The organism is Streptomyces sp. NBC_01723 (genome assembly GCF_036246005.1).
Taxonomy (GTDB): domain Bacteria; phylum Actinomycetota; class Actinomycetes; order Streptomycetales; family Streptomycetaceae; genus Streptomyces.
Genome location: NZ_CP109171.1, coordinates 6,517,724 through 6,541,850 on the forward strand (window position 1 = coordinate 6,517,724; position 24,127 = coordinate 6,541,850).

Sequence of the window (24,127 nt, forward strand, 5' to 3'; positions counted from 1 at the left end):
TCACAAGAGGAACCATCGTGCTGAACGCGTTCGCAAGCGTTTTCAAGACCCCCGACCTCCGCAAAAAGCTGGCATTTACTCTGGGCATCATCATCCTGTTCCGTCTCGGCTCCCACGTGCCGATTCCAGGAGTGGACTACCAGAGGGTCCAGAGTTGCGTGGATTCCGTCTCCCAGTCGAACGGAATCCTCGGGCTGGTCAATCTGTTCAGTGGCGGTGCGCTCCTGCAGATCACGGTGTTCGCTCTCGGGATCCTTCCCTACATCACGGCCAGCATCATTCTCCAGCTGCTCACGGCGGTGATTCCGAGGCTGGAGGCGTTGAAGAAGGAAGGCGCCTCCGGCCAGGCCAAAATCACTCAGTACACTCGCTACCTCACGGTGGCTCTCGCCGTTCTCCAGGGGACCGGTCTCGTGGCGACCGCCCGTAACGGCGCCCTGTTTCCCAGTTGCCCGGACGCGTCCCGGATCGTTCCGGACGACTCCGTCTTCGTCACCGCCGTCATGGTCGTGACCATCACCGCCGGCACGGCATGCGTCATGTGGCTCGGTGAACTCATCACCGAACGGGGTGTCGGCAACGGCATGTCGATGCTGATCTTCCTCTCCATCGCCTCGACCCTCCCCGGCGCCCTCTGGGCCGTGAAGCAGGAGAGCACCCTTGCCGGAGGCTGGCTCGCTTTCGGCATCGTCCTGCTGGTGGGGTTCGTGATGGTGGGCCTGGTCGTCTTCGTGGAGCAGGCGCAGCGCCGCATCCCGGTGCAGTACGCCAAGCGCATGATCGGCCGTAAGTCGTACGGGGGGACCGCCACCTACATCCCGCTGAAGGTCAACCAGGCCGGCGTGGTCCCCGTCATCTTCGCCTCCTCGCTGCTCTACATTCCCGCGCTGATCGCGCAGTTCGCCGGATCCGATTCCGGGTGGTCGACCTGGATCACGAACAACCTGAGCAGAGGGAATCATCCCTACTATGTGGCGATCTACTTCCTTCTGATCGTCTTCTTCGCCTTCTTCTACGTATCCATCACTTTCAACCCGGACGAGATCGCGGGGAACATCAAGCAGGCCGGAGGGTTCATTCCGGGGATCCGTGCCGGGAAGGCCACCGCGCAGTACCTGGGTTACGTCCTCAACCGCCTCACCTGGCCGGGATCGCTCTATCTCGGTCTGATCGCCCTCGTTCCGACCGTGGCCCTCGGCAGTTTCGGCAGCGCGAACCAGCTCACGGGGACGAGCATCCTCATCATCGTGAGTGTCGGGCTGGAGACCGTCAAACAGATCAGCAGCCAGATCGAGCAGCACCGCTACGAGGGATTCCTGCGCTGAGCGGCCGGCGACACGATCCGCCCTCTCTCACATGTCCAGGACGACATCGCCGTCCGGCCGGGCGCAGCAGATCAGCACCTCGCCGGTCGCGGGGTACTCCAGCGGGGCCGGGTCGTAGCCGACCGTCCCGGACAGGAGTGCGGTGACGCAGGTGTGGCACACCCCGGTGCGGCAGGACCAGCGGACCGGGACGTCGCAGGCCTCGGCCAGCTCGAGAAGGCTCCGCCGGCCCGCGGGGTACCGGGTGGCGAGGCCGCTGCGGGCGAAGGTGACCTGTGGGCCCGTTCCGGGCTCGCCGGCGGGCTGGTGCGGCGCCGCGACCACCTGCGGGGCGATACCGGGGCGGAGGGCCGGCAGGGCCGAGAAGGCCTCGGTGTGCGTCCGGGCCGGATCGATCCCGGCCGCGTGGAGTGCCTGCCGCATGTCGTCCATGAAGCCCTCGGGCCCGCAGACGTAGGCGCTGGCGTCGGCGGGAAGGGAGAGGGCCGTGAGCGCCTCCCTCGTGAGCCGTCCCCGTACGGCGTGGCCGAGTCGGTGGTCCCCGGGTGCGGCGGAGCTGTAGTAGACGTGCTCATGCCCGTTCGGAAGACCGGTGAGCAGGTCGTGGGCCTCCGCGGCGAGCGGGTGCTCCTCGGGCCGGCGGGCGCCGTGGATCCACCAGACCTCACGCTCGCGGTCATGGGCGGCGAGCTCGTGGAGCATGGCCAGCACCGGTGTCAGACCGATTCCGGCCGAGACGAGGACGATCGGCTCACTGCCGCGGTCGAGCACGAACTCGCCTCGGGGAGCCGCCACGTCGAGGCGGGCACCACGGTGCGTGCGCGTGGTCAGGTAGCCGCTCACCGAGCCTCGGGGGTCGTGTTTGACGCTGATGCGGTACCGGCCGTCGGCCGAGGTCGAGGACAGTGAGTAGCTGCGCACCGGGGCCGGCTCGGCGAGCGAGGGAAGGCGCAGCGTGACGTACTGCCCGGCCCGGGCTTCTGGGAGAGGCGACCCGTCGGGCGAGCTGAGATAGAGGGAGGTGACAGAGGCGTTCTCGGGGACCACCTGGTCCACCAGAAGCTCCCGGAACCCCGACCACCTCGGACTCAAGGCCGCGTCGGGATCTTCGGCGGCGGCCAGCAGGTCACGGAACGAGCCGCGCCAGCCGGGGCTGAGGGCGGGGATGGACAGGGCGACTCGCAGCGTGCCGACGTCGTGGTCGGGCAGGTACAGCAGGGCATCGGCGTCAGTGACGCTCAGTGACCCCCATCCGGTGCGCGTCCTGACGATCGGGTCCCCGGCCCGGATGCGGCCCTCCCGGATCACCCGCATGTAGAAGCCGGGCCGGCGGTGGCTGACCAGCAGAGCCGGCATCCGCGGCTCCGCGAGCCGCATTCCGACGCGGTAGCAGGTGACCCTGGGCTGGGTGACCTCGAACTCGGCCTCCCCGATGGCGTAGCGATCACCGATGCAGACCCGGTCGTCGGGCAGACCGTCGACGGTGAGGTTCTCGCCGAACCGGCCGTAGCCGAAGTCGTCACGGTGGAGGGCCTGCTCCCAGTACCGGTAGGACTGCACCTGGTACACGAGGACCGCGCGCTGTTCACCCCCGTGTCCCGCCCGGTCGCCCTGCCCGTCGCCGTCGAGATTGAGGCGGCGGGCCGTCACCGGGCCGGACCGGGGCCTCTTCCACACGCCGGTGTGGACCGTGTCGCCGTGCCAGGCCACGTTCCGCGGCATTCCCACGTTCACCGACAGCAGGGAAGACACCACGTTGCTCCCATCGGACGCCGGGGACGTCTTCCCTCCAGTGTCGTACTCCGGCCGACGTGATGCCCGGCCGCGTACCCGCCCGCGTGCGTCGTACCCGACGACCCGGTGTGAACGCCCGGCCAGGGGGAAGGAGTCGCCCCGGACCAACGGGCCCGGCAGATCCGCCGTCTACACTCGACCGGCGACGGCCCCACCGACCGCGGCCGGAGCGGGCAGCTTCTGCCAGACCCGAAGGGCATTCGGCGTTTTGATACGCATGGACTCAGTCACCAAGCGGTACCCGGACGGCACCGTGGCGGTCGACCACCTGTCGCTGGAGATACCCGACCGCGCGATAACCGTCCTCGTCGGACCCTCGGGCTGCGGCAAGACGACGACCCTGCGGATGATCAACAGGATGGTCGAGCCCACCGAGGGCACCATCCTTCTCGACGGTGAGGACCTCGGCCGGCAGCCGGTCACCACGCTGCGCCGCTCGATGGGCTACGTCATCCAGAACGCCGGGCTCTTCCAGCACCGGACGATCCTCGACAACATCGCGACCGTGCCCCGCATGATCGGCTGGGGCAAGCAGAAGTCCCGGGAACGCGCGGCCGAGCTGATGGAACGCGTGGGGCTGGACGCCTCCCTGGGCAAGCGCTACCCGTACCAGCTCTCCGGCGGCCAGCAGCAGCGCGTCGGCGTGGCCCGGGCGCTCGCCGCCGACCCGCCGGTGCTGCTCATGGACGAGCCGTTCTCCGCCGTCGACCCCGTGGTCCGCAAGGGGCTCCAGGACGAACTCCTGCGCATCCAGGACGAACTGGGCAAGACCATCGTCTTCGTCACGCACGACATCGACGAGGCCATCAAGCTGGGCACCATGGTCGCGGTGATGCGCACCGGCGGCCGGCTCGCGCAGTTCGCGCCGCCCGCCGAGCTGCTGTCCGACCCCGCGGACGAGTTCGTCGAGGACTTCCTCGGCGCCGACCGCGGCATCCGGCGGCTCTCCTTCTTCCCGTCCGCGGACCTGGAGCCGACCCGCGACCCGGTCGTGCGCACCGGCGCCACCGAGGCGCCGCCCGCCGCGGCCGACGCGCCCTACCTCCTGGTGACCGACGCGGACGACAGGCCGCTGGGCTGGGCCCGGCCGGAGGACCTGACCGCCGGCGACGTCGCCCCCGAGCGGCTGCTGTCCCACGGGCGGCCGTTCACGCCCGGCACGGACTCGCTGCGCGCCGCCCTCGACTGCGCCGTCCTCTCGCCCACCGGCTGGGCGGTCGCCGTGGACGCCGACGGCCGGGTGATCGGGGTCGTCTCCCAGCAGACCATCGCCGAGGCCATCCGCGCCGCCCACGACGGCACGGCCACCACCCGGGCGTCCGACGCCGGGGCGTCCGGCGCCGGGGCCGCCGATGTCACGAAGGTCGCGCCGTGAACGGCTTCTTCGACATCCCGAGCGACCTCGACAACACCTACTTCGGCCTGATCGGCCTGCACCTGCGCGAGGCGCTGCTGCCGGTGCTGGCCGGACTGCTGGCCGCGCTGCCCGTCGCCCAGCTGTGCGTGCGCTTCCGCTGGCTGTACCCGCCGGTGCTCGGCGTGACCACCGTCTTCTACGCCGTCCCGTCGCTGGCCGTCTTCGTCGTCCTCATCGACTACACCGGCCAGACCGAGCTGACGGTGATGATCCCGCTGGCCGTGTACAGCCTGGTCGTGCTGGTCCCGGCGATCGTGGACGGCGTGCGGTCGGTGCCCGAGGAGACCCTGGCCGCGTCGACCGCTATGGGCTTCGGTCCGGCACGGCGTTATCTCCAGGTGCAGTTGCCGATCGCCGTGCCCGCCATCCTCGCCGGGCTCCGCGTCGCCGTGTCGGCGAGCATCTCGCTGGTCAGCGTCGGTGCCCTGATCGGCAACCAGGGCGCCCTCGGCAACCTGCTCGCGGACGCCCAGAAGTACGGCCGGCCGGAACTTGCGGTCAACTCCGTCCTGACCACCGCCGTACTGGCCGTTCTGTGCGACGCCGTGCTCGTCCTGATCCGGAACCTGCTGACCCCGTGGATGCCGCGCGGCAAGGGCCGGCGCCCCAAGGAGTCCGCCGCCCGGCGGGAACTGCCCGAGCCGAGGGAGGCGTCGGCCCGGTGAACGTACTCAACTTCGTCAACGCCTTCTTCAGCGACAGCGCCCACTGGCACGGCTACGACGGCATCCCGCAGCGCCTGCTGGAACACGTCCAGTACACGCTGATGGCCCTCGGCCTCGCCACCGCGATCGGCCTGCCCGTCGGGCTGCTGACCGGGCACACCGGGCGCGGCGGCAACGCCGTCGCGTTCGTCGCCACCGCCGCCCGCGCGCTGCCCAGCTTCGGTCTGCTGGTGCTGATCGCCGTCGTGGTCGGCATCGGCCTGCTGCCCGTGATGGTCCCGCTCGTCATCCTCGCGATCCCGCCGATCCTGGTGACCACCTACGAGGCGGTCCGCTCCGTCGACCCTTCACCCGTGGACGCCGCGCGCGGCATGGGCATGCACGAGTCGAGCATCCTGTTCCGGGTGGAACTGCCCGTCGCGCTGCCGCTCGTCCTCAGCGGACTGCGCTCCGCCGCCATCCAGGTCGTGTCGACGGCGACCATCGCGGCGTACGTCTCCCTCGGCGGGATCGGCCGGTACATCATCGACGGCCTCTACCAGCGCGACTACGAGAAGGTGGTCGGCGGCGCCACCCTGGTCGCCCTCCTGGCGCTGGTCACGCTCGCGGCGTTCTGGGCGGCGGGACGGCTGGCGGTGTCGCCGGGCGTGCGGCGGCGCTGAGAGGCGACGGCTGTGACCCCCGTAAAAGAAACCGTAACCAGGCCGTTCTTGACTGACCGACATGTGGCTCGTTTGGATCGATGGATGACTTCTACCAGGAAGAGCAGCTGGTCCAGGACGAGGCACTCCGGCGCGGCGGCCGTCGCGCTCACCGCCGCGGCGGCGCTGCTCGCGGGCTGTTCCTCCGACTCCGACGACACGTCCGACAATCCGCTGGCCGGCGAGAAGGCGAAGGCCGGCACCGTCGTCGTCGGCTCGAACAACTTCGCCGAGAGCACCCTGCTCGCCGACATCTACGGCGAGGCGCTGAAGGCCAAGGGCCTCAAGGTCACCTACAAGCACAACATAGGCAGCAGGGAGACGACGTACGGCCTGATGAAGAACGGCTCGGTCACGGTGCTGCCCGAGTACAACGGCTCGCTGCTGGCCTACCTCGACCCCGAGGCCGGGCAGCAGTCCGCCGACGCGGTCAACGAGGCCGTGAAGGCCAAGCTCGACAAGAAGCTGACCGTGCTGGAGTCCTCGCCGGCCGAGAACAAGGACTCGGTGAGCGTCAACGCCGAGACCGCGAAGAAGTACGGACTCACCGCCGAGTCGACCCTCGCCGACCTCAAGGACGCCGCCCCGGACCTGACGATCGGCGGCTCGCCCGAGTTCCAGACCCGGCAGCAGGGCCTGAAGGGCCTGGAGTCGGTGTACGGGCTGAAGTTCAAGTCCTTCAAGGCGCTTGACGCGGGCGGCCCGCTGACCCAGTCCGCGCTGACGAAGAACACCGTGCAGGCGGCGGACGTCTTCACCACCGACCCGACCATCGTCAAGGAGAAGTTCGTCGTCCTGAAGGACCCGGAGAACCTCTTCGGGTACGCGAACGTGACCCCGCTGGTCACCAAGGACGGACTGTCCAAGGAGGGCGTGGCCACGCTCAACGCGGTCTCCGCCAAGCTGGACACCAAGACCCTCCTGGACCTGGACGCCCAGGTCCAGCTGGACAAGAAGGACCCGCTGGACGTGGCCAAGGAGTGGCTCAGGTCCGCGGGTCTCGTCTGACGGACGCCCGCAGACGACCGGCTACGACGCCGCGGCCCCGGTCGCGGCGTCGATCAACTGGTCGATCAGGGCGATGAGGACGTCCCGGCTGGAGGTCCGCTCCCGCGCGTCGCACAGCAGCACCTGCACGTGCTCCGGCAGCGCGAGGGCCTCGCGGATCTCCGCCGCCGGGTACGGGTGCCGCCCGTGGAAGCCGTTGACGCCGACCACGAACGGGATGCCCCGCCGCTCGAAGAAGTCGATGGCGGCGAAGCTCGACTCGGGCCTGCGGACGTCGACCAGCACCACCGCCCCGAGCGCGCCGATCGCCAGGTCGTTCCACATGAACCAGAACCGCTGCTGACCGGGCGTGCCGAAGAGGTACAGCACCAGTTCCCGGCCGATGGTGATCCGCCCGAAGTCCAGGGCCACGGTGGTGGCCCGCTTCTCCTCGATGCCGGCCAGGTCGTCGACGTCGAGTCCCGCGGCGGTCAGCGGTTCCTCGGTGCGCAGCGGGGCGATCTCGCTGACCGAGCCCACCATGGTGGTCTTGCCGACGCCGAAACCGCCGGCGATCAGGATCTTGACGGCGTCGGGCGCGGTCGCGCGTGCCGATGCCGTGGGCGCCTCAGCGGCGCGGTCAGAGCCGGCCAAGGCCGTCCCTCACTTTCTGCAGCAGGTCAAGGTCCGGGTTGGCGCGGGAGACGAGGTGCGGCGGCCGGGCGGTGATCCGGCCGGCCTCCAGCAGGTCGGAGAGGAGGATGACCACCACGCTCACCGGCAGGTCGAGGCGGGCCGCGACCTCCGCCACGGCCACCGGCTCGGCGCACAGCCGCAGGATCCGCAGGTGCTCGGGCTGCGGCCGCGCGCCGCGGGTCGGCTGGGGGTCGACCGCGGTCACCGTCGTGATGAGGGTGAAGTCGGCGCGGCTGGGCCGGGTCCGGCCGCCGGTCAGGGTGAACGGCCGCACGAGCCGGCCGCCCGCGTCGCCTCCGGTCACGTCACTCGCCGGGGCCGACGGTGGCCCGCGGTGCCGCGCTCAGGTGCTCGCCGATCTTCTTCACCAGCATGTTCATCTGGTACGCCACCACACCGACGTCCGCGTTCGGCCCGGTGAGCACGACCAGGTGGGCGCCGGGACCCGCGGAGCTGAGGATCAGGTAGCTGTTGGCCATCTCGATGAGCGCCTGACGCACCGGGCCGCCGCGGAAGTCCATGCTGACGCCCTTGCTGAGGCTCATCAGGCCCGACGCGGTCGCCGCCAGCCGCTCGGCGTCGTCCCGCAGGAACCCGGTGGACTTGCTGACGACGAGCCCGTCCTCGGAGAGCACCACCGCCTGGTTCACGTCGGCGACCCGCTCCACGAGTCCGGTGAGCAACTGGTCCAGCTCGCTGTGCGTGGCGGGGGAGGGTCGGGTCATCGGGTGTCCTTCGTCGGCGGTCGGCGGTCGGCGGTGGGAGTGGAGGGGGCGGAGGAGGACAACACCTGCCCGTCGGTGTCGTCGGTGTCGTCGGTGTCGTCGGGGGCGGCGTCGGCCTGGGCCCGCAGCGTGCCGCGCTGGAACCCGCCGAGGGACGACGCGGCGCGTTCGGCCGTGAAGTCGGCGTAGTCGTCGGGTGTGTCGTCCCGGCCGCCGACGGTGTCCTCGTCCCGCAGCTCGGCGGCGAGGCTGGTCTGCGGAACCCTGCGGGGCAGCGGCGCCAGGCCGTTCGGCTCGGCGGCGGAGACAGGGGCGGAGGCGGCGGCCGGGGCGGCGGGCGAGGCGGGTTCGGCCCGGCTCGCGGGCACCGGCCGCGGCCGTACCGTGGGCCCGGCGGGGTCGACGGGCCCACCGGACGTGGAGCCCTCGGAACCCGGCCCGTCCGCCGGCGCCGGCGCGGGTGCCGCGGGCGCCTCGTCGACGGGCTCCCGCACCACGATCTCGTGCGGGATCAGCACGATCGCCGTGGTCCCGCCGTACGGCGAGGAACGCAGGGTCACGGTGATGCCGTGCCGGTGCGCGAGGCGGGCCACGACGAACATGCCGAGCCGCAGGTCGTCGGCGAGCGCCACCACGTCGAACTGCGGGGCCACCGCCAACTGCTCGTTGAACGCCGCGTAGTCCTCCTCGGACAGCCCGAGCCCGCGGTCCTCGATCTCGACCGCAAGCCCCTTGGCCACCAGCGCCGCGCGCACCCCGACCGGGTTGGGCGCGGGGGAGTAGGCCGTCGCGTTGTCGATCAGCTCGGCCAGCAGGTGGATCACGTCGGCGACCGCGGGCGGCGCGAGCGCCACCTCCTCGTCGGTGTGCAGCTCCACGCGCTGGTACTCGGCCACCTCACCCACGGCGCTGCGCAGGATGTCGACCAGCGAGACGGGCTCGCGCCAGGTGCGCCTGGGCTGCTCGCCGCTGATGATGACGAGGTTCTCCTCGTAGCGGCGCAACTGGCTCGCCGTCGAGTCCAGTTCGTACAGACCCTTCAGGATCTCGGGGTCGGTGTGCTCGCGTTCCAGGGCGTCCAGCTTGCCGAGCTGCATGTTGACCAGGTTCTGGCTCTGCCGGGCGATGCCCAGGATGACCTTCTGGAAGCCGCGCCGGGTGTCGGCCAGTTCGACGGCGGTGTGCACGGCGGTGCGCTGCGCCGTGTTGAACGCCTGGGCGACCTGGCCGAGTTCGTCCCGGCCGTAGTCCAGCGGCGGGGTCGCCGACTCCACGTCGACCTTCTCGCCCCGCTCCAGCCGCGCCACCACGTCCGGCAGCCGCTCCTCGGCCAGGCTCAGCGTGGCCAGCCGCAGCCCGCGCAGCCGCCTCGACAGCGAGCGCGTGATGCGCCAGGACATGCCGACGCACAGGAGCAGGGCGACCAGCCCGCCGGCGCTGAGGGAGGCGGCCGTGATCAGCAGCTGGCGCGCCTCGTCGGCGCTGCGGTCGAGGAGCCCGCCCGTCTGCTGCCGGATCAGTTTCCCGTACGCGTCGGAGACCTTCGCGAACGCCGCGGTCCACTGCTCCCGCAGCTCCGGCAGGTCGATCCGGTCCGCACCCTCCGACGCGCGGGCCGCGAGCACCCTGTCCTCGACCTGCTGGAGGGTCTGCCACTCGGGGCTGGCGAGGATCCGCTCGGTCTCCGTCTTCGCGCTGCCGCTCAGGGAGGGGACGATCTGGTCCTGGACCAGCCAGCGCCGGGTGTGCACCAGTTGCGCGAAGTGCGCCCACTGCTGCTCGTCCATCCGGTCGGACGGCCAGGCCAGGGTGAGCCGGGCGTCCTCCTGGGAGGTCAGTTCGGCCGCGTGCTCCAGGGCGACCAGCGGCCCGGCCTGCGAGGTGAGGTCGCCGTCGTCGACCTGGGACAGTTCCTGGAAGGCGTGGACCTGCTCGTCGATGATCGAGGTGTACTGGTCGAGCGCCTGCTCGGGGGTGATGTCGCTCGGGTCGTCGACCTGGTTGCGGTAGTACTCCAGGCTGCCCACCGAGCCGAGCACCGAGTACAGCCGGTCCGCGACCCGGGAGGGCGCGTCCTCGATCGCGTCGGACTGGCCGACCAGCTGGGCGACCTCCTCGTCCGTCTTCCTGCGCTGCGCCTCCAGTTCCGCCCGATCGCCCTCGGGCGCGGCCAGCCAGGCGGCCGACAGGCTGCGCTCCTTCTGCAGGGCGAGCGTCGCCTCGGTGCCCATGGCCCCGGTGTCGCGGCTCAGTTCCGTCTGCGAGCGCAGCCGCAGACCCTCCGAGAACATCTGGATCGTCGTCACCCCCCACACGGCGGCCAGCGTGACGCCGGGCACCAGGGCCAGGAGGATCAGGGAGAGACGTATGGAGCCGAGGCGGCGCCGGGCTCCCTTCCGTGCGGGCATCGTCGTCCTAGGCGATCATCGGGGAAGGATGTTCGAGGTGCGGGCGAGCCGGTGGCCGCGGGGCCCGGTCACCGGGTGCCGCCCGCGGCGAACTTCGCGACCGTGTCGGCGTTCGTGCGGGTCACGAACGCGGGGCCGGTCAGCACGGGCGCCACTCCGCCGCCGCTGACGTTGCCGTTGGTCCGGTACAGCCAGAGCGCGTCCACCGCGAGATAGCCCTGCAGATACGGCTGCTGGTCCACCGCGAACTGGACGTCCCCCCGTTTGACGGCGTCGACCAGGTCGTTGTCGAGGTCGAAGGTGGCGACGTGGGCGCTGCTGCCCGCCTCGTCGACCGACTTGACCGCGGTGAGCGCGAACGCCGCGCCGTTCGTGACGACTTCGTCGATGCTGGGGTCCTGGCGCAGCCGCGCGGTGACCGCGGCGCCGACCGCCTTCATGTCGGTGCCCTCGACGTAGAGCATCTCGGTCTCGCCCTTGAACGTCTTCTTCACACCGGCGCAGCGGGCCTCCACGGCAACGTTGCCACGCTCGTGGATGACGCACAGGGCGTGTTTCGCCTTGAGGTCGTTGAGTTTGTCGCCGACGGCCCGGCCCGCCACGCTCTCGTCCTGTCCGAAGTACTCCAGGAGTCCCGACGACCGCCAGGCGTCCATACCGGAGTTGAGGCCGACCACGGGGATCCCGGCCGCCTTGGCCTCGGCGACCGGCGCCTTCATCGCCTGCGGCTTGGCCAGCGTCAGGGCGATGCCGTCCACCTTGTCGCGGACCGCGTCCCGCACCAGGTCGGCCTGGCCGGCGGTGTCGGCGTCGCCCGCGTACGTCAGGTCGATGCCGTCCTTGGCCGCCGCCGCCTCGGCGCCCTTGCGCACCCGGTCCCAGAAGGCGTCGCCCTCGCCGCCGTGGGTGACCATGACGACCTTCATCCGGTCGGCGCCGGACCCGCCGGCGGCGTCCGCCGTCGAGCCGTCCTCGTCCCCGCCGAGGGCGGAGCAGCCGGCCGTCAGCAGACAGACGGCCGCGGCGAGGGCCGCGGCGCGCAGCGGGCCGGGGGAGTGGGTGGGCGGGAGAGAAGTACTCATGGGGGTGGGGGCACCTCGCTGTGCGGCCGAGCAGGAGGAACGGGGCGAGATGGCCCGGAGCCACGTGTCGCTGCGCCAACCGGGTGAATCTCGCCTGGCCGGAGCAAACCGTGAGTGACCGCTGGTAGTCAAGTGACCAGCGACCAGGTGTGAGTTGTCGGTGCCGCATCGTGATGAACGGGACAGGTGGCGAACGGTGCTCCTCGACGTCCGCTCCAGGGGTTCACAAGGAGGACTATCTGACGGTCAGTTATCGGTGAGTTATCGTGTACAGGGGGTAAAGGCAGGCCGCACGGCCTGTTGCGTTCCAGCCCAGGAGAGTTCAGCCGATGGCGAGGCAGCTACGCGCCGAGCAGACCCGCGCGACGATCGTCGGCGCCGCCGCCGACCTGTTCGACCGTCACGGCTACGAGTCGACCAGCCTGAGCGAGATCGTGGCCCACGCCGGGGTCACCAAGGGCGCCCTGTACTTCCACTTCGCGGCGAAGGAAGACCTCGCCCACGCCATCATGGAGATCCAGTCCAGGACCTCGCGGCAACTCGCCACGGACCTGGGCGGGCGCGGCTACACCTCGCTGGAGGCGCTGATGCGCCTCACCTTCGGCATGGCCCGGCTGTGCGAGGAGGGGCCGGTGCTCCGCGCCGGTCTGCGGCTCGCCACCGCGGGCGTGCCGGTACGGCCGCCGCTGCCGCACCCCTTCACCGAGTGGCGGGAGATCGCCACCTCCCGGCTCCTCGACGCCGTCCGGCAGTCCGACCTGCATCCGGACATCGACGTCGACTCCGTCGCCCACACCCTCGTCTGCTCCATCGTCGGCACCCGCGTGGTCAGCGGGACCCTGGAACCGGCCGGGCGCCAGCCCCGCCGCCTGGCCGAGATGTGGCACATCCTCATCCGCGGCATGGTGCCGGTGACCCGCCGCGCCCGCTACGTCACCCTCGCGGCGCGCCTGGAGCGCGAGACAGCCTCCGCCTGAACGGACCGGCCCGCGCGGTACGGTGAGGCGCATGCCCGACACCCCGTCCGCGCCCGCCCCCGTCATCCTCGGTGACGAGCCCGGGTCCTTCCCGCACGGTGTGCTCGCCGACCGGCACCCCGCCGTCGTCCGGCAGGTGCGCGACGCGTTCCCCTACGGCCCCGAACGGTTGCGCGCCCTCGACGCGCTGCTGGCGAGCTGTGCCGACGGCGTGATCGAACCGCTGCCCGCCGACGCCGACCCCCGCGACCGGGACCGCTGGGCGCGGTGGGGCCTGGACGCGTACGCCGGCCGCTCCTGGTACGACGTGCCCTGGCTGTGGGCCGAGAGCCACTTCTACCGCCGGCTCCTCGACGCCGTCGGCTACTTCGCCCCCGGGACCTGGCAGGGCGTCGACCCCTTCCGGCCGGCCAAGCTCGCCGAACTCGACGACCCCGCGACGGACGAGGAACTCGCCGCGCTCGACGGCCTCGCGGGCCTGCCCGCCGACGAGCGGACCCGGGCCCTGCTGCACGGCTCGCTCTGGGGCAACCGGGCGGACCTCGGCTTCCGCCTCTCCGAGGGCGGCACCGGCACCGGGGAGCAGGTGGAGGCCCTCGTGTGCGACGACAGCGACGCCCTGTGGTCCCTGCTCCCGCCCTCCGAAGGACCGGGCACGGCGGGACCGAGCACTCTGTGCCTCGTCGCCGACAACGCGGGCCGCGAACTCGTCCCCGACCTGCTCCTCGTCTCCCACCTGCTCGCCGAGGGCCGTGTCGACCGGGCCGTCCTGCACGTCAAGCCGCACCCGTACTACGTCTCCGACGCGACGCCCACCGACGTGCTCGACGCGCTGCGGCGGCTGGTGGCGGCGGGCGGCGCGGCCGAGGAGTACGGGCGGCGGCTGTGGACCGCGCTGCGGGACGGGCACGTCACCGTCCGCGCCCACCCGTTCTCCTGCGCCCCGCTGCCGTACGCCGACATGCCCGACGACCTGCGCGCGGAGTTCGCCGCGGCCACCGTCACCGTCCTCAAGGGCGACCTGAACTACCGCCGCCTGGTGGGCGACCGGTGGTGGCCGCCGACCACGCCCTTCGCGGACGTCACCGCGTACTTCCCGGGTCCGGTCGCCGCCCTGCGCACCCTCAAGTCCGATGTGATCACCGGCCTGTCGGAGAAGACCGAGGCGGCGCTGGAGTCCGGCGGGGAGCGGCGCTGGCGGACCGGCGGGACGCACGCCCTGATCCAGGTCAGGACCTGAGCGCGAAGTTCCCGCGTTCCGCGCTCTTTCACGCGATGGTGTGATCATGTGCCGCCGGGCGGATGCGCCCTCGGAGCCCTGGGTAGGGCCGGGCCATGACGCAACAGCCCTTCGAACTCCCGCACTTCTACCTGCCACACCCCGCGCGGCTCAACCCGCACCTCGACGAGGCCCGCGCCCACTCGACGGCCTGGGCGCGCGAGATGGGCATGCTGGAGGGCTCCGAGGTCTGGGAGCAGTCAGACCTCGACGCACACGACTACGGACTGCTCTGCGCCTACACCCACCCCGACTGCGACGGGCCGACGCTCTCCCTGATCACCGACTGGTACGTGTGGGTCTTCTTCTTCGACGACCACTTCCTGGAGCGGTTCAAGCGCACCCAGGACCGCGTCGGCGGCAAGGCCCACCTGGACCGGCTGCCGCTGTTCATGCCGCTCGACCTCACCACCGGGATGCCCGAGCCGGAGAACCCGGTCGAGGCAGGTCTCGCCGACCTCTGGACCCGCACGGTGCCCGCGATGTCGGCCGACTGGCGCCGCCGCTTCGCCGTCGCGACCGAGCACCTGCTCAATGAGTCCCTGTGGGAGCTGTCCAACATCAACGAGGGGCGGATCGCCAACCCCGTCGAGTACATCGAGATGCGCCGCAAGGTCGGCGGCGCCCCCTGGTCGGCGGGGCTCGTGGAGTACGCGACCGCCGAGGTGCCCGCGGCCGTCGCCGGGTCCCGGCCGCTCCGGGTGCTGATGGAGACGTTCTCCGACGGCGTGCACCTGCGCAACGACCTCTTCTCCTACCAGCGCGAGGTCGAGGACGAGGGCGAGCTGAGCAACGGGGTGCTGGTCCTGGAGACCTTCTTCGGCTGCACCACCCAGGAGGCCGCCGAACTGGTCAACGACGTCCTCACGTCCCGCCTGCACCAGTTCGAGCACACCGCCTTCACCGAAGTGCCCGCGGTGGCCCTGGAGAACGGACTCGCCCCGCCCGAGGTCGCCGCCGTCGGGGCCTACGCCAAGGGCCTCCAGGACTGGCAGTCCGGCGGCCACGAATGGCACATGCGCTCCAGCCGGTACATGAACAAGGGGGCCAGGCCCGCCGCCGGCTGGCAGGCGCTCACCGGACCCGGCACCTCAGCCGCGGACGTCGGCGCGCTGCTCGCCGCCGCGGTCGCCCAGCGGGCCCGCCCCTACACGTACGTCCCCTTCCAGAAGGTCGGCCCGTCGGTCATCCCCGACATCCGCATGCCGTACCCGCTGGAGCTGAGCCCCGCCCTGGAGGGCTCCCGGCGGCATCTGCTCGCGTGGTCGCACCGGATGGGCATCCTCGGCGAGGGCGTGTGGGACGAGGACAAGCTCGCGAGCTGCGACCTCCCCCTGTGCGCCGCCGGTCTCGACCCGGACGCCACCCAGGACCAGCTCGACCTGGCCTCCGACTGGCTGGCCTTCGGGACCTACGGCGACGACTACTACCCGCTCGTCTACGGACACCGCCGCGACCTGGCCGCCGCCCGGCTGACCACGGCCCGGCTCTCGGCCTGCATGCCGCTCGACGGCGAACCGGTCCCGCCGCCCGGCAACGCCATGGAGCGCTCCCTGATCGACCTCTGGGCGCGCACGACGGCCGGCATGACGCCCGACGAGCGGCGCCCCCTCAAAGCGGCCGTCGACAAGATGACCGAGGCCTGGCTGTGGGAGCTGGCCAACCAGATCCAGAACCGGGTCCCCGACCCGGTGGACTACCTGGAGATGCGGCGCGCCACCTTCGGCTCCGACCTCACCCTGGGCCTGTGCCGCGCCGGACACGGGCCCGCCGTACCGCCCGAGGTCTACCGCAGCGGTCCGGTCCGCTCGCTGGAGAACGCGGCGATCGACTACGCGTGCCTGCTCAACGACGTCTTCTCGTACCAGAAGGAGATCGAGTACGAGGGCGAGGTCCACAACGCGGTCCTCGTCGTGCAGAACTTCTTCGGCGTCGACTACCCGGCCGCCCTGCGGGTCGTACAGGACCTGATGAACCAGCGCATGCGCCAGTTCGAGCACGTCGTCGCGCACGAACTGCCCGTCGTGTACGACGACTTCCAGCTCTCCGACGAGGCCCGGGACGTCATGCGCGGTTACGTGACCGACCTGCAGAACTGGATGGCCGGCATCCTCAACTGGCACCGGAGCGTCCCGCGGTACAAGGCCGAGTACCTGGCGGGACGTACCCACGGCTTCCTCCCCGACCGGATCCCGGCCCCGCCCCTGCCCTCGCCCGTGCCCAGGGGGACCCTCGTGTCCATGCCCTGACCGACGCTCAGTCTCACTCGTTCGTGGCTCGTCACGCGCCGGTGCGCCGGGTAGAGCACCTGCCGGAGGCGATCCATGGAACAGACAGCGTTGCGGCCCAAACCGATGCCCGGCCGGGAACCGGCCGCCCGCACCGACCCCGACGGCCCCCGGCGTCCGCACGCCGGGCGCCGGCGCCGTCGGCGGCTGACCACCGTGCTGCTCGGCGTGTTCGCCGCGACCGTGCTGGTCCTGGCGGGCGTGGGACTGGGCACGGTGGGCGCCACGGTGATCGGCATGAGCGAACTCGCCGCACTGCAACAGCGGTCGGGAGCGGCGGCGCCCGGACCGGGGGCGGGGGGCCGGACCGGCTCCCTCACCGCCCCGGCGCCCCCGTCGGCGGCGTCCCCCTCCCCGGCGCGGGCCGCCGCGACCCTCGGCGTGGAGGCCGTGGACCACGAGAAGCCGGGAGCCCTGGTCGTGGGTGTCCACGTGCCCGGCCCCGGGTACGCGGCGGGGCTGGTCCGGGGCGACGTGCTGCTGGTGTTCGGCACGACCCGCGTCGACTCGGCCGCCGATCTCGCACGGGCGGTGGCCCGCGCGCGGCCCGGCAAGGACGTGAAGATCACCGTCCGCCACGAGAGCGGCGGCTACCAGCAGTTGACGGCCGTACCGGGTGTCGTCACGTGACGGTGCGGAAGTGGCTGGTGAGCCGTCCGGCGTCGTCCAGCACGTGGTAGGCCAGCCCGACCGGCGCGTCCCGGTCCGCGACCTGCTCGCCCTCCCAGGGCAGCCGCAGGGTCCAGGTCACCCCGGGGCCGACCATCACGGGCCGCCCGGCGAAGACGGTGGCGGCGGGGGTGTGGGCGTGCCCGGTGATCAGCCCGGCGACCCGGGGCCGCCGTTCCAGCAGAGCGGCGAGGCGCTCGGGCCGGCGCAGCGGGTACGCGTCGGGCAGGGGGTGGTGCAGGGGCGTCGGCGGGTGGTGGAAGGCGAGCAGCGCCGGGCGGTCGCCGAGTCCGTCGAGCGTCGACTCGATCCAGCCGTACGTCTCCTCGTCCAGCTCCCCCTCGTCGCTCCCCGGGACGCTGGAGTCGCACATCAGCACCGCGCCGCCGGCGAGGACACGCACCTCGTTGACCGGACCGTCGGCGGCGGGCAGTCCCAGCAGGGCCTTGCGGTAGGGGGCGCGGACGTCGTGGTTGCCCGGGCAGGTCAGCACGGGGAACGGCGCGGTGCCGTCGCGCAGCCCGAGGAGCGCGGCGGCCTCCTCGTACTCCGCCTCGGCGCCGTGGTCCGCGATGTCGCCGGTCACCAGCAGCGCGTCCACCCGCCCCGGCAGTCCCCACAGGTGGTCACGGACCCGCGCGGCGCGCTCGGTCGAGCGCGGGCTCCCGTCGAGATGAAGATCGCTGATGTGCGCGAGTACGAGCACGGTGCCCCTCCTTCGGGCGCCCGGACGGCACGCCCCCCTTGTTTAATGCTTGCCACGCATAAAACCATTAGCCAGGTCGGTCGATCAATGCCAATCGGCTCGCGCCGCCCCCTCGCTGCGGGCAGGATGCTGCCCGTGGTTCCTTCACTCTCTCGCCCAGGGAGGCCCGGATGACCGGCCGCAGGCCCGCCGCTTCCTTCACCGCCGACGACTACCGGGCCCGCATGGAGCGCGCCGCGGGCGCCGCCGCCGACGCCGGTCTCGCCGGGCTGCTGGTGGCGCCGGGCCCGGACCTCGTGTGGCTCACCGGCTACGCGCCCACCGCGGACACCGAACGGCTCACGCTGCTCGTGCTCGCCCCCGGCCGCGACCCCGTGCTGGTCGTCCCCACGCTGGAGGCCCCCGACGCGGCGAAGGCGACCGGCGCACCCGCCCTCACCCTGCGCGACTGGACCGACGGCAAGGACCCCTACGCCGCCACCGCCGCCCTCCTCGACGGATCCGGGCGGTTCGGCATCAGCGACAACGCCTGGGCGATGCACCTGCTGGCCCTGCAGAGCGCCCTGCCCGGCACCTCCTACGCCTCCCTCACCGAGGCGCTGCCCATGCTGCGCGCCGTCAAGGACGCGGCGGAGCTGGATCTGCTGGCGGCGGCCGGCGCGGCGGCGGACGCCGCGTTCGAGGAGATCCGCGCCGTCCGCTTCGGCGGCCGCCGGGAGTCCGAGGTCGCCGCCGACCTCGCCGGCCTGCTGCTGGGCTTCGGCCACTCCCAGGTCGACTTCACCATCGTCGCCTCCGGCCCGAACGGCGCCAATCCGCACCACGAGGTCGGCGACCGTGTCATCGAGGACGGCGACATGGTCGTCCTCGACTTCGGCGGCCTGAAGGACGGCTACGGCTCGGACACCTCCCGCACCGTCCACGTGGGCGAACCCACCGACGAGGAGCGCCGGGTGCACGACCTGGTCCGCGAGGCCCAGGAGGCGGGCTTCCGGGCGGTGCGGCCCGGCGCCGCCTGCCAGGACGTCGACCGGGCCGCCCGCGCGGTCATCGCCGACGCCGGGTACGGCGAGTACTTCATCCACCGCACCGGGCACGGCATCGGCGTCACCACGCACGAACCGCCGTACATGATCGAGGGCGAGGAGCGGCCCCTCGTGCCCGGCATGTGCTTCTCCGTCGAGCCCGGCGTCTATCTGCCCGGCCGGTTCGGGGTACGCATCGAGGACATCGTCACCGTCACGCAGGACGGCGGCCGGCGTTTCAACGACACCACCCGGGAGCTGGTCGTGGTGGAGTGACCGGCGACAGAAGGACCCGACCGCCCCGGCGACCCGGAGGACGACGGCGCGACCATGACCCAGGCACCGACACCCACCGCGGACACCGTCCGCCGACTGGTCGGCTCCCTGCTGGGCGGGAGCACACGACCCGACGTACGGCCCGTAGCCGCGGGCACGGGACCCGCCACCTGGTGGGTCGGCACCCGGCACGTGCTGCGGCTGGCCCCCGACCGCGACGCGGCCGTACGCCAGCGCCGCGAGCTGCGCCTGCGCGAACTGGTGCGGCCGTACCTGCCCGTCGCGGTGCCCACCAGCGTGGCGCACGGCGAGTGGGCGCCGGGACTGACCTACACGCTGGACGCCAAGGTGCCCGGCGGTTCGGGCGAGGACCACGACGTGTCCGCGCTGGGTGAGGCGGACCTCGCGGCGCTGCTCACCGCCGTGCGCGAGGTGCCGGTCCGCCAGGCCGAGACCCTCGGCGTGCCCCGGTCCGCCCCGCGCTCCCTGGAGGCGCTGCGCGGGATCGCCGAGCGGGCCGCCGGACGCCTCGCCGAGGCCGACGAGTTCGACGCCACGCGTCCGGAGCGGCTCACCCGGCAGGCGGCCGCCCAGCTCGGCGCACAGCCGGGTGCGGCCGTCCTCGTCCACCACGGACTGACCGGCGAGCACCTGGTGGTCAGCGCCGACGGCCGGGTCCGCGGCGTCCTCGGCTGGACCGAGGCCGTCGTCGGGGACCCGGCCGAGGACATCGCCGGACTCGCGCTCTCCGTCGGCTCACCGGCCGCGGTGCGCGCCGCCACGCTCGCCGGGTACGGCGCCCGCCCCTGCCTGCGCGGCCTGTGGCTGGCCCGCTGCGACACCGCCGTCCAGCTCGCCGACGCCCTCGCGGGCCGCTCCGCCACCGCCCTGCCCCTGCTGAGGACGCGGCTGCGGCGCGCCTGGGAGCCGATCCTGCTGGAACGCGTGACGGAGCTGCGCGAGGACGACGGGGACGGCAAGGGCGACGCGCCCGCCTGAGCGAGCCGCCCCGGCAGCGACGCCGAGTCCCGTCACTGCTGTTCGAGCACCACGCTCGACTCGCCCGGCACTCGCAGTATCCCGTCCGCGCCCGGTCCCTCCACCGGTTCCCACGCGGCGAGCACGCGCGCGGGGCGACTGCCCAGCGGGATGAGAGCCGGCTCGGGGCCCAGGTTGACGGCCACCCGGATGTCGCCGCGCCGGAAGGCCAGCCAGCGCGCCCCGGAGTCGTACGCCACCCTCGTGTCGGCGAGGTCGGGGTCGGTGAGGTCCGGCTGCTCGGCGCGCAGGGCGATGAGTCGCCGGTACCAGTCCAGTACGCGCGCGTGCGGCTCGCGCTCCGGCTCGGACCAGTCGAGGCAGGAGCGCCGGCGCGTCGCCGGGTCCTGCGGGTCGGGCACGTCCTCCTCCTTCCAGCCGTGCGCGGCGAACTCCCGCCGCCTGCCGTTCCGCACGGCCTCGGCCAGCTCCGGGTCGGTGTGGTCGGTGAAGAACTGCCACGGTGTCCCGGCGGCCCACTCCTCGCCCATGAAGAGCATCGGTGTGAACGGCGCCGTCAGCGTCAGGGTGGCCGCGCAGGCCGCGAGGCCGGGGGAGACCAGCGCGGCGAGCCGGTCGCCCCGGGCGCGGTTGCCGATCTGGTCGTGGGTCTGGCTGTAGCCGGTCAGCCGGTGCGCGGCCACCCGCCCGCGGTCCAGCGGACGGCCGTGACCGCGCCCGCGGAAGCTGGAGTAGGTGCCGTCGTGGAAGTAACCCCGGGACAGCGTCTTGGCCAGCGCCGCCAGCGGGTCGCGCGCGAAGTCGGCGTAGTAGCCCTGCGACTCCCCGGTCAGCGCGGTGTGCAGGGCGTGGTGGAAGTCGTCGTTCCACTGCGCGTGCACGCCCAGACCGCCCTCCGCGCGCGGGGTGATGATCCGCGGGTCGTTGAGGTCGGACTCGGCGATCAGGAACAGCGGGCGGTCCAGGTCGGCCGCGAGGTCGTCCACGGCGGTCGACAGCTGCTCCAGGAAGTGGGACGCGCGCGTGTCCACCAGGGCGTGCACCGCGTCCAGGCGCAGGCCGTCGATGCGGTAGTCCCGCAGCCACGCCAGCGCGCTGTCCACGAGGTACGCGCGCACCTCGTCGGAGCCGGGCGCGTCCAGGTTGACGGCGACGCCCCAGGGCGTGTGGTGGGTGTCGGTGAAGTACGGGCCGAAGACGGGCAGGTAGTTGCCGGACGGGCCCAGGTGGTTGTGCACCACGTCCAGGACCACGCCCAGGCCCAGCTCGTGCGCCCGGTCGACGAACCGTTTCAGCGCCTCGGGCCCGCCGTACGGCTCGTGCACCGCCCACAGCGAGACACCCTCGTACCCCCAGCCGTGCCGGCCCGGAAAGGGGCACAGGGGCATCAGCTCGACGTGCGTGACGCCCAGTTCGGCCAGATGCCCGAGCCGCTCGGCGGCCGCGTCGAGCGTGCCCTCGGGCGTGTACGTGCCCACGTGCAGCTCGTACAGCACGCCGCCGGGCAGCGGCCGCCCCGCCCACTCGGCGCGCCAGGCGTGCCGGCCGTGGTCGACGACGGCGCTGAGCCCGTCCGGTCCGTCCGGCTGCCGTCGCGAGCGGGGGTCAGGCAGCACCGGCCCGTCGTCCACCGCGAAGCCGTACCGCGAGCCGTCACCCGCCTCGCTCTCCCCGCACCACCATCCCGGCCGCTCGGGATCGCGCTCCAACGCGCGCGTGGCGCCGTCGCACTCCAGCGTCACTCGGCCGGCCTGTGGTGCCCACACCTCGAACTGCACGGACGGTTCCCCTTCGTCTGCTCACCGTGATTCACGTGATTCAGGGGCTGTCGTTCGGACCATGCCGCAGACGCGGGGTCGACCAGTCACGCACTTCCCTGCGGCCCGATCCGAACGACAGCCCCTGGCCCGTCCATGGTCCTTCATGGGGGAGCGGTCCGCTGGGGAATGTCGACGCCCGCCGTCGGTGTCGTCCCGTCCGGCCGTCTTCTGGACACCTCGGGCGCGGCTGACCGACAATCACCTGTGTGACGTCGTCCTTCGAGTTCCCCACGCACCCCGCGCGGTTGTCCGACGCGGAGCGCGACAAGGCGCTGAACCTGCTCCGGGACGGCGTCGTCATGGGGCGGCTGTCGCACGACACGTTCGTGCGCCGGATGGAACTGGCGCTCGCCGCCCGCCGTCTGGAGGAGCTGGCCCCGCTCACCGCCGACCTGCCCACCGAGGGCCGGCTGTCCCGGTTCGTGTTCGGCACCGTCGAGGCGGTGTCCGGGTTCGGCGTGCGGCTCGGCAGGGCCTGGCGGGCCGAGCGGCTGCCCAAGCTGCTGCTGCCCCATCCCGCCACCGGCCACCCGCTGCGGATAGGGCGCGACCCCTCCAGCGGCCTGCGGCTGAACCACGAGACGGTCTCCCGGGTGCACGCGGAACTCAGCCGCCAGGGCGGCATGTGGGTCCTGCGCGACCTCGGCTCCACCAACGGCACCACGGTCAACGGACGGCGGGTCATCGCGGCGGCCGTCGTCCGCGAGGGCGACCAGATCGGCTTCGGCCGGATGGCCTTCCGCCTCGCGGTGAACTGAGGGCGGCGGACGAGCCCGTGCACACCACTGGCCTGGGCTTCACGCTTTGTCATGCGGTGTTCCGTGGCGTACTTCCCTTTGCGTTGCGTGGTGTTGACGTACCCCCCAAGTCGTGACTGACTGTGCGTACACCGCGCACGTCAGGTGAACCGTCGGCCCACTTCGTGGAGGTGTGCCCTGCCGCCCCTCCTGCGCTATCCGACCGTGGACGAGCTGGGTGCCCGGGCCGCCGCCTTCGTCGCCCGCCATCCCCGACACGCCCGGCTGCGCCAGGTCGGCACCTCCCGCGCGGGCACCCCGCTGCTGCTGCTCTCCGTCGGCCACGGCGGACGGCACGTCCTCGTCGTCGCCGGACCGCACGCCAACGAGCCCGTGGGCGGCGCCACCGCCCTCCGGCTGGCCGAGCGGGCCGCGGCCGACCCCCGGCTCACCGAGGGCGCCGACGCCACCTGGAACCTGCTCCTCTGCGCCGACCCCGACGGGCTGCGCCGCAACGAGGGCTGGCTGTCCGGCCCGTACACCCTCGGCCGCTACGCCCGTAACTTCTTCCGGCCCGGGTTCCTGGAGCAGCCCGAGTGGCTGCCCGACGGCCCGGACCGCGCCACCCTGCCCGAGACCCGCACCCTGCTCGCCCTCCAGGACGAACTGCGCCCCTTCCTCCAGTGCTCCCTGCACGGCGTCGACGTCGGCGGCGGTTTCGTCGAGCTGACCCACGACCTCCCCGGTATGGCCCAGCGCATCGCCCACGCCGCCGCCAGGCTCGGCATCCCCCGCGAACTGGGCGCCTACGACACCCTGTACTGGCCCGACCTCGGCCCCGCCGTCTACCGCATACCGCCGCCCCGCCGCGGCGACCTCACCGCGGCCATCACGGAGGCCGCCGTCGACTCGACCTGGTGCCACCCGGGGCGCTACGGCACGGTCACCGCGGTCGTCGAGGCGCCCATGTGGGGGGTCGCCGCCGTCGCCGACGGCACGCTCCCGGCCGACCGGGACGGGGTGCTGCGGGCCGTGAGCCGCGCCCTGCGGCACGACACGCGGCGCCTGCAGCGCGTCCTCGCCCGCGTCCGGCCGCACCTGGCCGCGGTGCCGGAGGCGGCGCACCTGCTCGCCCCGGTCGACGACTACCTGCTGGTCTGCCCGCGGCTCGCCGACGCCTGGGACCCCGACACCGACGACGGGTCGGGCCGCTCGCTGCCGCCCATGAGCACCGCCCACCTGGTCGCCCTGCGCCTGGCCGGGCGGCGCCTGGCCCTGCGCACCGCGGGGCTGCTGCACCAGTTGGTGACCCGCGCGGGGAGCGACCCGGCGGGCGTCCTGCCCGAACTGGACCGGCTAGTCGACGAGGGCTGCGCCGACTACCGCGACGGCTGCGCGGCCCGCTGGATACCGATCGCACGCCAGGCGGAGTACCAGACCCGGGTCGTCCTCGCCGCCTTCGCACTGGCCGGACGGCGCCCCACCGCGCGTTTACGGTCGGGGGAGCCCGGGTGGGGCTCCGAGGCCGCCGTGCCCGTGCACCGGGAGTGA

21 protein-coding genes are annotated in these 24,127 nt (G+C 72.5%); 13 read left to right on the forward strand and 8 right to left on the reverse strand.

The window, feature by feature from the left end:
• Positions 1–17 precede the first annotated feature (17 nt).
• Positions 18–1,325, forward strand: a complete 1,308-nt coding sequence (gene secY, locus OIE75_RS30645) for a preprotein translocase subunit SecY (protein ID WP_307015712.1) — start codon at positions 18–20, stop codon at positions 1,323–1,325.
• Between the two features lie 27 nt (positions 1,326–1,352).
• Here the strand turns inward: secY and OIE75_RS30650 are convergent, their stop codons facing one another.
• A complete protein-coding gene (locus OIE75_RS30650; RefSeq protein ID WP_329472870.1) occupies positions 1,353–3,077 on the reverse strand; it encodes an MOSC and FAD-binding oxidoreductase domain-containing protein in 1,725 nt (574 codons plus the stop codon).
• A gap of 250 nt (positions 3,078–3,327) precedes the next feature.
• On the opposite strand from OIE75_RS30650, the gene OIE75_RS30655 reads away from it, so the two are divergent.
• The 4 genes from OIE75_RS30655 to OIE75_RS30670 all read left to right on the forward strand — a co-directional run bounded on the left by OIE75_RS30655 (position 3,328) and on the right by OIE75_RS30670 (position 6,910).
• Positions 3,328–4,494 carry an ABC transporter ATP-binding protein gene (locus tag OIE75_RS30655; protein ID WP_307015714.1) on the forward strand — a complete coding sequence of 389 codons (1,167 nt, stop codon included), beginning with the start codon at positions 3,328–3,330 and terminating at the stop codon, positions 4,492–4,494.
• Positions 4,491–5,201: an ABC transporter permease gene (locus OIE75_RS30660; protein WP_307015715.1), complete on the forward strand. Its 711-nt coding sequence runs from the start codon at positions 4,491–4,493 to the stop codon at positions 5,199–5,201. Before OIE75_RS30655 ends, OIE75_RS30660 begins: the two co-directional genes overlap by 4 nt.
• Complete coding sequence (locus OIE75_RS30665; RefSeq protein WP_307015716.1) at positions 5,198–5,863, forward strand: ABC transporter permease; 666 nt, start codon at positions 5,198–5,200, stop codon at positions 5,861–5,863. The genes OIE75_RS30660 and OIE75_RS30665 overlap by 4 nt, the downstream gene beginning before the upstream one ends.
• Positions 5,864–5,947: 84 nt before the next feature.
• Positions 5,948–6,910, forward strand: a complete 963-nt coding sequence (locus OIE75_RS30670) for an ABC transporter substrate-binding protein (protein WP_329472871.1) — start codon at positions 5,948–5,950, stop codon at positions 6,908–6,910.
• 21 nt (positions 6,911–6,931) lie between these two features.
• On the opposite strand, the gene OIE75_RS30675 is transcribed toward OIE75_RS30670, so the two are convergent.
• From OIE75_RS30675 to OIE75_RS30695, 5 genes are all read right to left on the reverse strand, one after another.
• Complete coding sequence (locus tag OIE75_RS30675) at positions 6,932–7,543, reverse strand: GTP-binding protein (protein ID WP_307015719.1); 612 nt, start codon at positions 7,541–7,543, stop codon at positions 6,932–6,934.
• Positions 7,530–7,889, reverse strand: coding sequence for a DUF742 domain-containing protein (locus OIE75_RS30680; RefSeq protein WP_307015720.1), 360 nt, complete (start codon positions 7,887–7,889; stop codon positions 7,530–7,532). Before OIE75_RS30680 ends, OIE75_RS30675 begins: the two co-directional genes overlap by 14 nt.
• A 1-nt stretch (position 7,890) precedes the next feature.
• The gene (locus tag OIE75_RS30685) at positions 7,891–8,310 is read right to left on the reverse strand and encodes a roadblock/LC7 domain-containing protein (RefSeq protein ID WP_122618299.1); all 420 of its coding nucleotides are present in this window, start codon (positions 8,308–8,310) and stop codon (positions 7,891–7,893) included.
• A complete protein-coding gene (locus OIE75_RS30690; protein ID WP_329472872.1) occupies positions 8,307–10,718 on the reverse strand; it encodes a sensor histidine kinase in 2,412 nt (803 codons plus the stop codon). The genes OIE75_RS30685 and OIE75_RS30690 overlap by 4 nt, the downstream gene beginning before the upstream one ends.
• Positions 10,719–10,786: 68 nt before the next feature.
• Positions 10,787–11,800 (reverse strand): substrate-binding domain-containing protein, encoded by a 1,014-nt coding sequence (locus tag OIE75_RS30695; RefSeq protein ID WP_329472873.1) that lies wholly within the window; start codon positions 11,798–11,800, stop codon positions 10,787–10,789.
• A 329-nt stretch (positions 11,801–12,129) separates the two neighbouring features.
• Here OIE75_RS30695 and OIE75_RS30700 point away from each other — a divergent pair, with 329 nt between their 5' ends.
• From OIE75_RS30700 to OIE75_RS30715, 4 genes are all read left to right on the forward strand, one after another.
• Entirely contained in the window at positions 12,130–12,777 is a 648-nt protein-coding gene (locus tag OIE75_RS30700) for a ScbR family autoregulator-binding transcription factor (protein ID WP_122618297.1), read from the forward strand.
• A 31-nt stretch (positions 12,778–12,808) separates the two neighbouring features.
• Entirely contained in the window at positions 12,809–14,017 is a 1,209-nt protein-coding gene (locus OIE75_RS30705) for a damage-control phosphatase ARMT1 family protein (RefSeq protein ID WP_329472874.1), read from the forward strand.
• 95 nt (positions 14,018–14,112) lie between these two features.
• Positions 14,113–16,305, forward strand: a complete 2,193-nt coding sequence (gene cyc2, locus OIE75_RS30710) for a germacradienol/geosmin synthase Cyc2 (RefSeq protein WP_329472875.1) — start codon at positions 14,113–14,115, stop codon at positions 16,303–16,305.
• 75 nt (positions 16,306–16,380) lie between these two features.
• Complete coding sequence (locus OIE75_RS30715) at positions 16,381–16,974, forward strand: PDZ domain-containing protein (RefSeq protein WP_307015725.1); 594 nt, start codon at positions 16,381–16,383, stop codon at positions 16,972–16,974.
• On the opposite strand, the gene OIE75_RS30720 is transcribed toward OIE75_RS30715, so the two are convergent.
• Entirely contained in the window at positions 16,967–17,719 is a 753-nt protein-coding gene (locus OIE75_RS30720; protein ID WP_307015726.1) for a metallophosphoesterase, read from the reverse strand. The two genes, OIE75_RS30715 and OIE75_RS30720, sit on opposite strands and share 8 nt — an antisense overlap.
• Positions 17,720–17,889: 170 nt before the next feature.
• On the opposite strand from OIE75_RS30720, the gene OIE75_RS30725 reads away from it, so the two are divergent.
• Entirely contained in the window at positions 17,890–19,020 is a 1,131-nt protein-coding gene (locus OIE75_RS30725; RefSeq protein WP_329472876.1) for an aminopeptidase P family protein, read from the forward strand.
• Between the two features lie 54 nt (positions 19,021–19,074).
• Positions 19,075–20,019 (forward strand): aminoglycoside phosphotransferase family protein, encoded by a 945-nt coding sequence (locus OIE75_RS30730; protein ID WP_307015728.1) that lies wholly within the window; start codon positions 19,075–19,077, stop codon positions 20,017–20,019.
• 32 nt (positions 20,020–20,051) lie between these two features.
• On the opposite strand, the gene treZ is transcribed toward OIE75_RS30730, so the two are convergent.
• The gene (treZ, locus tag OIE75_RS30735) at positions 20,052–21,797 is read right to left on the reverse strand and encodes a malto-oligosyltrehalose trehalohydrolase (protein ID WP_307015729.1); all 1,746 of its coding nucleotides are present in this window, start codon (positions 21,795–21,797) and stop codon (positions 20,052–20,054) included.
• Between the two features lie 248 nt (positions 21,798–22,045).
• On the opposite strand from treZ, the gene OIE75_RS30740 reads away from it, so the two are divergent.
• Positions 22,046–22,597 carry a DUF1707 and FHA domain-containing protein gene (locus OIE75_RS30740; protein ID WP_307015730.1) on the forward strand — a complete coding sequence of 184 codons (552 nt, stop codon included), beginning with the start codon at positions 22,046–22,048 and terminating at the stop codon, positions 22,595–22,597.
• Between the two features lie 204 nt (positions 22,598–22,801).
• Entirely contained in the window at positions 22,802–24,127 is a 1,326-nt protein-coding gene (locus OIE75_RS30745) for a M14 family zinc carboxypeptidase (RefSeq protein WP_329472877.1), read from the forward strand.